The 11,456-nt window shown below is 71.2% G+C and carries 2 protein-coding genes; both read right to left on the bottom strand.

The window, feature by feature from the left end; all coding sequences use genetic code 11:
* On the bottom strand, nucleotides 1-9,328 hold a 9,328-nt coding region (locus U8525_RS27060; RefSeq protein WP_374269448.1), incomplete at its 3' end, for an amino acid adenylation domain-containing protein.
* A gap of 1,098 nt (nucleotides 9,329-10,426) precedes the next feature.
* A complete protein-coding gene (locus U8525_RS27055; RefSeq protein WP_374269446.1) occupies nucleotides 10,427-11,260 on the bottom strand; it encodes a mechanosensitive ion channel family protein in 834 nt (277 codons plus the stop codon).
* Nucleotides 11,261-11,456 lie beyond the last annotated feature (196 nt).

Genomic DNA, 11,456 nt, shown 5'->3' with positions numbered 1-11,456 from the left:
CTTCGGGAGTGCGGGGTGCGACGAAGGAGGAGGCGGGAGCGGTGCCCTGGGGCGCGGGCAGGGCCTTGCGGTCCACCTTGCCGTTGGTGTTCAGCGGCAGGGACTCCAGCACCAGCAGCGCGGAGGGGCGCATGTGCTCCGGCAGGAACTGCTTGAGCCAGTCGCGGAGCTCCTCGGGCGTGGGGGCGGGCGTCGTGCCTTCCGGAGGCACCACGTAGGCCACGAGCCGCTTGTCGCCGGGCACGTCTTCGCGCGCCAGCACCACGGCGGCATGCACCTGGGGATGCTTGAGGAGGGTGGCCTCGATCTCACCCAGCTCGATGCGGAAGCCGCGGATCTTCACCTGGAAGTCGGCGCGGCCCAGGTAGTCGAGCATCCCGTCCGCGCGCCAGCGCACCACGTCGCCGGTGCGGTAGAGGCGTGCACCCGGGGAGGAGGAGAAGGCATCCGGGATGAAGCGGTCGGCCGTCAGCTCGGGACGGTGGAGGTAGCCGCGAGCGACGCCCTCACCGCCGATGAAGAGCTCCCCGGCGACCCCGACGGGGACGGGGCGCAGCGTCTTGTCCAGCACGTAGGCGCGGACGTTGGGCAGGGGCTTGCCGATGGTGGGGGTGGAGGAGGCATCGAAGGCGCAGGCGGTGGCGTCGACGGTGCACTCGGTGGGGCCGTAGACGTTGAAGGCGCGAGGACGCGGAGCCTGGGCCAGGCGGCGCCAGGTAGCCAGGTCCACGGCTTCACCACCGACGAGGAGGCGGCTGGGAACATCGGTGCGCTCCAGCAGGCCCTCATCCACCAGCAGGCGCAGGTGGGCCGGAGAGCAGTCGAGGACGTCCAGCGCGTCCTGGCTGATGCGCTTCACCAGCTCGCCGACGTCGGCGCGGGCCTCATTGGGGACGATGCAGAGGGTGCGGCCGTCGAGCAGCTGGACGAGCTGCTGGACGGAGGCGTCGAAGGAGAGAGGAGCGTTGATGCTGGCGCGCTCCCCCGGCCGGGCCTCCGCGTGGACGGTGGAGGCGAGGGCTGCACGCATGTTCAGCACGGAGCGGTGCTGGATCATCACGCCCTTGGGGCGGCCGGTGCTGCCAGAGGTGTAGATGATGTAGGCGAGGTGCTCCGGCGAGACGGAGGTGGAGGGGGCGTGAGAGGGCTCGCGAGAGAGGAGCTCGGAGTCGGAGTCGAGGAAGAGGGTGTGTGCGGAGTGAGGTGGCAGGGAGTCGCGCAGGCGCTGCTGGGTGAGGACGAGCGGGGCGGCGGTGTCGGCCAGGACGTGGGCAAGCCAGTCACGGGGGTAGCTGGGGTCGATGGGGACGTAGGCGCCGCCGGCCTTGAGGATGCCGAGGATGCCGACGAGGGCCTCGACGGAGCGCTCCACGCAGAGCACGACGAGGACGTCGGGGCGGACGCCGAGCTTCACCAGGCGGTGAGCGAGCTGGTTGGAGCGGACGTCGAGCTCGCGGAAGGAGAGGTGCTGGTCGCGGCAGATGACGGCGAGGGCGTCTGGGGTGAGGAGGGCCTGGGCGGAGAAGGCGTCATGGAAGCAGAGGTCGCGAGGGAAGTCCGCGCGGGGGCCGCTCCAGTCGACGAGGAGCTGCTGGCGCTCCGGAGCCGTGAGCAGGGGGAGGCTGGCGAGCGACGAGTCGGGCTGCGCGGCGATGGCCTCCAGCAGCACGCCCAGGTGTCCCACCATGCGCTGCACGGTCGAGGCCTCGAAGAGGTCGCTGCTGTACTCCAGGACCCCCATGAAGCCCTGGGGAAAGTCCTGGAGCGTCAGCGTCAGGTCGAACTTCGCCGAGTTCGATTCGAGCGGAAGCTGCTCGAACGTCAAGCCCGGTACGCGCAGGGCCTCCATGGGCGTGTTCTGCAGGGCGAACATCGACTGGAAGAGCGCGCTGCGGCTCAAGTCGCGCACGGGCTGGAGGGTCTCCACCAGCTTCTCGAACGGCACGTGCTGATGCTCGAAGGCCGCGAGCGTCGTGCCGCGCACCTGCGCGAGGAACTCACGGAAGGTCGACTGCGGCTGGACGCCTGCACGCAAGACCAGCGTGTTGACGAAGAAGCCGATGAGGCCTTCGGTCTCCGCCTGGGTGCGGCCGGCGATGGGCGTACCCACGCTGATGTCGTCCTGGCCGGAGTAGCGGGACAGGAGCACCTGCCACGCGGCCAGCAGCACCATGAAGGGCGTGGCGCCTTCGCGCTGGGCCAGGGCCTTGAGGGACTCGGAGAGCCGCGCGGAGACGCGCACGTCCACCGTGGCGCCCCGATGCGACTGCACGGGCGGACGCGGACGGTCCGTGGGCAGCTCCAGCGCGGCGGGCGCACCCGCGAGCTTCTCCTTCCAGTAGCCGAGCTGTGTCTCCAGCGTCTCGCCCTGGAGCCACGCCCGCTGCCAGACGGCGAAGTCCGCGTACTGCACAGGCAGCGGCGCGAGGGTCGGCAGGTGATGCGAGTGGAACGCCGCGTACAGCGCGGTGAGCTCACGAACGAGGACGCTCATGGACCAGCCGTCGGAGACGATGTGGTGCATCGTCACCAGCAGCAGGTGCTCCTCGGCGTCCAGGCGAACCAGCGAGGTGCGCAGGAGCGGTCCGGCCTCCAGGTCGAACGGCTGACGCGCCTCCAGGTTCGCGAGCCGGCGCGCCTCGCCCTCCCGCTGGGCCGCGGGCAGGGAGGACACGTCGAGCACGGGCAGCGTCCACGTCGCGTGCAGGTGGATCCGCTGCGCGGGTTGGCCCTGGTGCTGGAAGAAGGTGGTGCGCAGCGTCTCGTGCCGGGCGACCAGGGTCTCGAAGGCGCGGCGCAGGGACTCGACGTCCACCTGGCCCTTCAGGCGGAGGGCGGCGGGGATGTTGTACGCGGCGCTGCCCGGCTGGAGTTGATCCAGCAGCCACAGTCGCTGCTGGGCGAAGGAGAGCGGCGGCGGGCCCTCGTGGGTGATGGCGGGAAGCGCCGGGAGCCGGGGGGCCGAGGTGGCGGTGCTCAGGCGCTCGGCGAGCGCGGCGACGGTGGGCGCCTCGAAGAGGGCGCGCAGGGGCAGCTCCGCACCGAAGGCAGCGCGGACGCGGGAGACGAGCTGGGTGGCCAGCAGCGAGTGTCCCCCGAGCGAGAAGAAGTCGTCGTGGATGCCCACGCGCTCCACGCGCAGGAGCTGGGCGAAGAGGACCGCGAGCTGCTCTTCGGCGGAGCTTCGAGGAGCGACGAAGTCCGCGAGCGGTGCCGCATCCGGGACGGGCAGGGCCTTGCGGTCCACCTTGCCGTTGGCGTTGAGGGGCAGGGCGTCCAGGAAGACGAAGGCGGCGGGCACCATGTACTCAGGCAGGTGCTGCTTGAGGTGGGCGCGCAGGGCCGTGACGTCGGGGGCCTCCCCCACGACGTAGGCGACGAGGCGCTTGTCTCCCGGGGAGTCCTCGCGGGCGAGGACGATGGCCTGGTGCACGGAGGCGTGGGCGAGGAGCGAGGCCTCGATCTCGCCCAGCTCGATGCGGAAGCCGCGCACCTTCACCTGGAAGTCGAGGCGCTGGAGGTAGTCCAGCTGGCCGTCGGGGCGCCAGCGCACGACGTCGCCGGTGCGGTAGAGGCGGGCACCGGGAGTGGAGGAGAAGGGGTGGGGGATGAAGCGCTCGGCGCTGAGTGCGGGCTGGCCGAGGTAGCCCCAGGCGAGGCCCTCGCTGGCGAGGAAGAGCTCGCCGGGGACGCCGAGGGGCACGGGCTGGAGCTGGGCGTCGAGGACGTAGGTGCGGGTGTTGTCGATGGGGCGGCCGATGGGCGGCCGGTTGCCGTCGCCAGAAGTGACAGGCGTGGAGGTGGCGACGACGGTGCTCTCGGTGGGCCCGTAGTGGTTGAAGAAGGGGGTGGGCACCGAGGGAGGCGGGGCGAGGTGGAGCGCGTCGCCGCCCGTCAGGAGGGCGCGCAGGGCGATGGGGCGGGGCCACTCCTCGCGCAGCACGGCCTCGGCCAGGGGCGTCGGCATGAAGCAGGTGGTGATGGCCTCGCGGGCCAGCCACTGGAGCAGCTGAGAAGGCTCCGCGCGCACGGCGTCCGGAGGAATGACGAGGCATGCGCCGGAGGCAAGAGAGGGCCACACCTCCCAGGTGGAGGCGTCAAAGGCGACGCCCGCGGTGAGGGCGGTGGAGTCCTGGGGCGACAGCGCGTAGGTGCGCTGGTGCCAGGAGACGAGGTTCATCAGCGCGCGGTGGTGGACGGCGACGCCCTTGGGCCGGCCGGTGCTGCCGGAGGTGTAGATGACGTAGGCCAGGTCCTCCGGGCCCACGGGCGCCACCGGCAGCGGCTGTTGAGCCGTCGCGGCTTCCACCTCCAGCGACAGGACCCGCGCAGGGAGGGAAGGCAGCGAGTCGCGCAGGTGCTGCTGCGTGAGGAGGACGGAAGCCGCGCAGTCCTCCAGCATGAAGGAGAGGCGCTCCGGAGGGACGCCCGGAGAGACGGGGACGTAGGCGGCGCCCACCTTGAGGGCAGCCAGCAGGCCCGCCACCAACTCGGGGGAGCGCTCGGCGAGGACGGCGACGCGGCCTCCACGAGTGACACCGGCCGCATGCAACTGGACGGCAAGCGCGTGCGCCCAGGCGTCGAGGTCGGCGTAGCTGACGCTGCGCCCTCCCGCGCGCACGGCGAGGGAGGCAGGCGCGCGACGGGCCTGCCCGGCGACGACGTGGTGGACGCAGGTGTCGCGAGGGAAGGCGACGTCCGTCTGATTCCACTCGACGAGCAGTTGCTGCTGCTCCGCGGCCGTCATGAGGGGCAGCGTGGAGACGCGAGCGTCAGGCTGGGCGGCGAGCGCGGAGAGGAGGACGCCGAAGTGCGCCATGAGGCGCTGGACGGTGGAGGCGTCGAAGAGGTCGGTGCTGTACTCGAGGAAGCCGGTGAGGCCCTGGGGGACCTCGAAGAGGGTGAGGGCCAGGTCGAAGCGGGAGGAGTTGCCCTCCAGGGGAATGGGCTGGAAGGCCAGGCCCGGCACCCGCAGCGCCTCGGCGGGGGCGTTCTGCAGGACGAGCATCACCTGGAAGAGGGGGCTGCGGCTCAAGTCGCGCGAGGGCTGGAGGACCTCCACCAGCTTCTCGAAGGGGACGTGCTGGTGCTCATAGGCGGCGAGGGTGGTGGCCTTCACCTGGGAGAGCAGCTGGCGGAACGTCGCACGCGGGTCGACCTGGGTGCGGAGCACCAGCGTGTTGACGAAGAAGCCGATGAGGTCCTCGGCCTCGGAGTGGGTGCGGCCGGCGATGGGGGAGCCGACGCTGATGTCATCCTGGCCCGAGTAGCGCGAGAGCAGCAGCTGGAAGGCGGAGAGCAGCAGCATGAAGGGGGTGGCGCCCTCCCGCTGTGCGAGGCTGCGAAGGGAGTCCGTCAGCTGTGAAGGGAAGTGCACGGGCACGGTGGCACCGCGCAGCGACTGGACGGCCGGGCGAGGGCGGTCCGTGGGCAGCTCCAGGGCCGCGGGGGCGCCGGCGAGCTGCCGCTTCCAGTAGCCGAGCTGCGACTCCAGCGTCTCGCCCTGGAGCCACTGGCGCTGCCAGAGCGCGAAGTCCGCGTACCGCACCGGCAGCGGCGGGAGCGAGGGCGCCTGTCCGGCGCTGAAGGCCGCATAGAGGCTCGCCAGCTCGCGGATGAGGACGCCCATGGACCAGCCGTCGGAGACGATGTGGTGCATCGTCGCGAGGAGGACGTGGGACTCCTCCGAGAGCTTGAGGAGGGCGGTGCGCAGCAGGGGCCCATGGACGAGGTGGAAGGGACGCCGGGCCTCAAGGGTGGCGAGCCGCAGCGTCTCCGCTTCGCGCGCGGACTCTTCAAGAGAGGAGAGGTCCTCCACCGGGAGCGACCATGCGGCCGGAGCGTGGATGCGCTGGAAGGGCTGCCCCTCCTCCTCGAAGAAGGTGGTGCGCAGCGCTTCGTGGCGAGCCACGAGCGCTTCGAAGGCACGGCGAAGGGCCTCCACGTCCAGGCGCCCGATGAGGCGCAGCGCGACGGGAAGGTTGTAGGAGGCGTCGTCCGGGGTCAGCTGATCGAGGAACCAGAGGCGCTGCTGCGCGAAGGAGAGGGGCAGGGGGCCTTCGGTGCAGGTGCGCGTCAGGGATGGCAGGCGCGTACCGGTCGCGGCGCGCTGGAGGCGTTCGGCCAGGGCGGAGATGGTCGGGGCCTCGAAGAGGGCGCGGAGCGGCAGCTCCACGTCGAGGGCGGCCCGGACGCGAGCGACCAGCTGGGTGGCGAGCAGCGAGTGGCCACCCAGCTCGAAGAAGTTGTCCGTGCGGCCCACGGCGGGCACGCGCAGCACCTCGCTCCAGAGGGCCGAGAGCTGCTCCTCCAGCGGCGTCGCCGGTGCCTCGTAGGCGTGCGAAGCCCGGAGCACGCTTGCGTCCGGAGCCGGGAGGGCCTTGCGGTCCACCTTGCCGTTGGCCGTCAGCGGCAACGCCTCCAGGGGGACGAAGGCGGCGGGCACCATGTACTCGGGCAGGTGCTGCTTGAGGTGGGCGCGCAGGGCCGTGACGTCGAGGGCCTCTCCCACGACGTAGGCGACGAGGCGCTTGTCGCCCGGCGAATCCTCCCGGGCGAGCACGACGGCGTCCTTCACGGCGGGCGCGGCGCGCAGGGCGTTCTCGACCTCGCCCAACTCGATGCGGAAGCCGCGCACCTTCACCTGGGCGTCGATGCGGCCCACGAAGTCCAGCTGGCCGTCCGCGCGCCAGCGCACCACGTCGCCCGTGCGATAGAGACGGGCGCCCTCTTCACCCGAGAAGGCGTCGGGCACGAAGCGCTCGGCGGTGAGGCCCGGCCGTCCCGCGTACCCCCGCGCCACGCCCACGCCGCCGATGTGCAGCTCGCCGCGCACGCCCACCGGCACCGGCTGCCCGTGCGGGTCGAGCACGTAGACGCGCACGTTCGCCAGCGGCTTGCCGATGGACGGCACGCTCCCATCCGCCACCACGTCGCCAAACGTCGCGATGACGGTGGCTTCGGTGGGGCCGTAGGTATTGAGCAGGCGCCGTCCCGGAGCCCAGCGCGCCACGACTTCCGCGGGCAGGGCCTCACCGCCGGAGATGACGGTGCGCACCTTGGGCAGTCCTTCGGAGGACGTGGCCGCCAGCGCCGCGGGGGTGAGGCTGACCACGCTCAGCTCCTGCTCCCGCAGCAGCACGGGCAGCGGCGCGCCCGGCATCAGCTTCTCCAGCGGCGCGAGCACCAGCGTGGCGCCGTTGCAGAGGGTGGTGAAGATCTCCTCCACGGACAGGTCGAAGCTGAGGCTGGCGAACTGAAGCACGCGGCTGCCCGGGCCGATGCCGTAGGCCACCGCCTCGTGGGTGACGAGGTTGGCGACGCTGCGGTGCTCCACCGCCGTGCCCTTGGGCGTCCCCGTGCTACCCGAGGTGTAGAGCAGGTACGCCAGGTTGGAGGGCGTCACGCCCGTCACGGGGGCCGCCGTCGGCTCCTTCGCCAGCGACTCGCGCTCCGAGTCCAGGCAGAGCGCGCGGGCATGGAGGGCCTCCGGGAAGCGGTCCACCAGCGGCTGCTGGGTGACGAGGACCTGGGCCGCGCTGTCCTCCAGCATGAAGGCCAGGCGCTCCCGGGGCAGCAGCGGATCCACGGGCACCCAGGCGCCACCGGCCTTGAGGACGCCGAGGAGGCCGATGACGATGTCGAGGGAGCGCTCGACGCTGAGGGCGACGCGGACCTCCGGCCCCACGCCGCGACGACGAAGAGCGTGGGCGAGCTGGTTGGCGCGCGCGTCCAGTTGCGCGTACGTCAACTGCGTCCCCTCGAAGACGGCGGCCAGCGCGTCCGGGGCGCGTTGCACCTGCGCCTCGAAGAGCGAATGCATGCACGCCTCGGGGAAGGGGGCCCGCGTGGCGTTCCACTCCACCAGCATCTCGCGTCGCTCGGCGGCGGTCAGCAGCGGCAGTCGGGCCACCGCCTGGTGCGGCTGCGCGACAGCGCCCTCCAGGAGCACGCGGAGGTGCTCGGCGATGCGAGCCGCGGTGGCGGCGGTGAAGATGTCGGTGGTGTACTCGAGGTAGCCCTTGAGGCCGGCGTCCGTCTCCAGCACCTGGAGGGTGAGGTCGAACTTGGCGGAGAGGGTGTCGAGCTCGAGGGCCTCCATCTTGACGCCCTCGACGGAGGCGGCGCCGCGGAAGGAGGCCTGGTAGGTGAGCATCACCTGGAAGAAGGGAGTGCGGCCCGGGATGCGCTCGGGCTTCAACTCCTCCACGAGGCGCTCGATGGGGAGCTCCTGGTGCTCCTGGGCGCCGAGCACCGTCTCGCGCACCTGACGCAGCAGGGTGCGGAAGGAGGCGTCGTCCGTCACGCGAGTGCGGAGCACCTGGGCGTTGACGAAGAGGCCGATGAGGCCCTCCACCTCGCCGCGGGTGCGGCCCGCCATGGGGGAGCCGACGGTGACGTCGTCCTGGCCGGAGTAGCGGGCCATCAGCACCTGCCAGCCCGTCAGCAGCGCCATGTAGAGCGAGGCGCCTTCCTGCTGGGCCAGGGCCTTCAGCGCGTCCGTCAACTCGCGAGGCAGCAGCACGTCGTGGCGTGCGCCACGGCCGTCCCGGGTGGCGGGACGGGGAAGGTCGGTGGGCAGCTCCAGCGCGGAGGGCACGCCGGCCAGCTGGCGCTTCCAGTAATCGAGCTGCTTCTCCAGCCGGGGCCCCTGCAACCACTCGCGCTGCCAGACGCCGAAGTCCGCGTACTGAATGCCCAGCGGCGGCAGCGGCGCCGCCTGTCCACGCGCGAGCGCGCCGTAGAGGAGCGCCACCTCGCGCACCAGCAGCGTCATGGACCAACCGTCCGAGACGATGTGGTGCACCACCACGACGAGGAGGTGCTCCGCTGGCGCGGACGTCAGCAGCAGCGCGCGCAGCAGCGGCCCCCTGGCGAGATCGAAGGGCTGCGCCGCGGCCTCACGCGCCAGGCGCCAGGCGTCATCCGGAGGCGCGCCCGTGAGGTCCCGGCGCTCCAGGGTGAGCACGGGCTCCGGGGACACCACCTGCACGGGGCCGGAAGCGTCCTCGCGGAAGGTGGTGCGCAGCACCTCGTGGCGGCGCACCACCTCGCGCAGGGCGCGCTCCAGGACGGCCACGTCGAGAGGGCCGTCCAGGCGCACGGCCATGGGCACGTTGAAGAGCGAGGTGCCGGGCTGAAGCTGGTCGATGAACCAGAGGCGCTGCTGCGCGAAGGAGAGGGGCAGCGGACGCGAGCGGTCCTGCACCGGGATGAGGCCCTGGGCGGAGGCGCCGGCGGAGGCCTTCTGCGCGGCCATCTTCTTGAGCAACTCGGCGCGCTTCTCCGGTGAGAGGTTCGCGATCCGCTTCGACAGCTCCTGGCTCATCTCATGTACTCCGCACTCGGGGATGCCATTACGCACGAGCGCCACCCGGGACGGTGGGGCTCGTGAGAACTCGGACTGCTGCTGATACCGGATTGCCGTTACGCGCCGCTCTCACGGGGGGAGTGCGGCGGTGGGCTTGCTCGCGGTGGCTACATTATTCGCTAACAACATGACGTGTCATGAGGACGGCTCGGCGCTCCTGAGGCATCACACGGGGTGAGTAAATCCCCGTGTTTACGGCCCCCACCATAGGAGGAGGCTCTGACGTCGGCGCGGCCACCCGACCCGAAAAGCCGGATCTCAGGTGAGGCCCTGACGAGTTGGGGCCACCAAGGAGCGCGCTGGATGATCCGTGCGGTGCTCCTGGCTTCCTGGGCGCGGAATTCCCGCGCCGCTCCCATCCGGAGCGGCGGGCTTCAGCTCCCCGTGGACGAGCGCGACGCACGTGCGCGGAGCCTCCGCAGCCTCTCCACGACGGGGCCTCACGCGCCAGGCGCCAGGCGTCATCCGGAGGCGCGCCCGTGAGGTCCCTGCGCTCCAGGGTGAGCACGGGCTCCGGAGACACCACCTGCACGGGGCCGGAAGCGTCCTCGCGGGAGGGGGGGCGCAGCACCTCGTGACGGCGCACCGCCTCGCGCAGGGCACGCTCCAGGACGGCCACGTCGAGAGGGCCGTCCAGGCGTACGGCCATGGGCACGTTGAAGAGGGCGGTGCAGCGCTTCGACAGCGCCTGGCTCGGCTCATGGACTCCGCACTCGAGGGCGCCACAGCGGGATCGGCGTGCGCGAGAGGTCAGGCCTGCTGCTGACTTGAGCTTGACGCCCTGTGCTGCTCTCTCGGGAGAAGCGGGAGGGTGGGGCAAATTCACACTGGCCACAGTATTCCGTGGGCAGCCGAGCTGTCATGGGGGCGCCCTGCCGGAAGTCCGAGTGAATTCGAGTATTTATTGGAAGTGATGGGATCCCCGAACATGCCACCGGAAGGACTCACGGTGTCGCTCCGAGGGGAACCTGCTCGCGAGGGCGTCCCCCCGCCTGGAGGGGGCTCAGGCGGGACGCCGGCTCGGGGCGTCTCGCGCTGAGCCCTCCGGTCCTGCGCTCAGCCCGCCTTCGCGAGCGGCGGCGGCGGCGCGGCCAGCAGCGCCGGCATGGGAACGGTGTAGCCCACGGCCAGGAGGACCTCCGCGATCGCATCGCCGACGTTGGCCTGCGTGTCGTTGAACTCGGTGGGCTTGCAGAAGATGCACACCGCGAGGATGGGACCCTGGACGGTGAACTCCGCGATCTCCACCTGGGGCTCGGGCGTGGACTGGACGCCCTTCACCGCGGGCAGGCGCTCCAGCAGGGCCTGCTGCAGCACCCGCACGTCCACGCCGTACATCAGCGGCACCTTGACCGTCATCTTGCGGTGCGGGTGGTGGCTGTAGTTGATGATGTTGTCGCTGAACATCTGGTTGTTGCCCACGGCGATCCGCACGTTGTCGGACGTGTCGAGCGTGGTGACGAACAGGCCGATCTCCTGGACGATGCCCACGACGCCGCCGGCTTCGATCTCCTCGCCCACGCGGAAGGGGCGCAGCACCAGGAGGAAGACGCCCGCGGCGAAGTTGGCCAGCAGGCCGGACCACGCGGCGCCGATCGCGATGCCCGCGGCGGCGATCAACGCGGCGAAGGACGTCGTCTCCACGCCCATCAGCCCCAGGATGCCGACGATCAGCATCAGCGTGAGCGTGCCGGTGAAGAGCGACCCGACGTAGCGGATCAGCGTGGGGTCCAGCTGCCGCCGCTGAAGGCCCAGGTCCAGCACCTTGCGGAAGCCGGCGATGATCGTCCGCCCGATGAACCAGAGGAACAGCGCCCCGATGACCTTGAGCAGCAGGGGGAGCGCTTCAGTCAGGGCCAATGCCTTCAGCTGAACAATGACTTCATCCATGGAGCGAACTCCCTTGACCTGGGGCCGGGGGTGCGCCGTGCGTTTTGCACGGGACCGGCCACGGCAGGCAAGCCGAGCTGCCTTGAATCCAAAGATTTCCTGGAGGGCATTCCTGACCCATCCGTCTGGCGCGGACGCACCCGAGGCGTGGACGCGTCAGGGCTCGTGAAGCACGGCCAGCGTGGCGGCGCTTCGG

The sequence above is a fragment of the Corallococcus sp. RDP092CA genome, from assembly GCF_041903675.1.
Classification (GTDB): Bacteria; Myxococcota; Myxococcia; order Myxococcales; family Myxococcaceae; genus Corallococcus.
This window is presented reverse-complemented; position numbering and strand designations above follow the sequence as displayed.

Bases quoted from the DNA above. Each gene is read 5' to 3' on its own strand.
- U8525_RS27055 (WP_374269446.1), bottom strand. From the start codon at position 11,260: ATGGATGAAGTCATTGTTCAGCTGAAGGCATTGGCCCTGACTGAAGCG.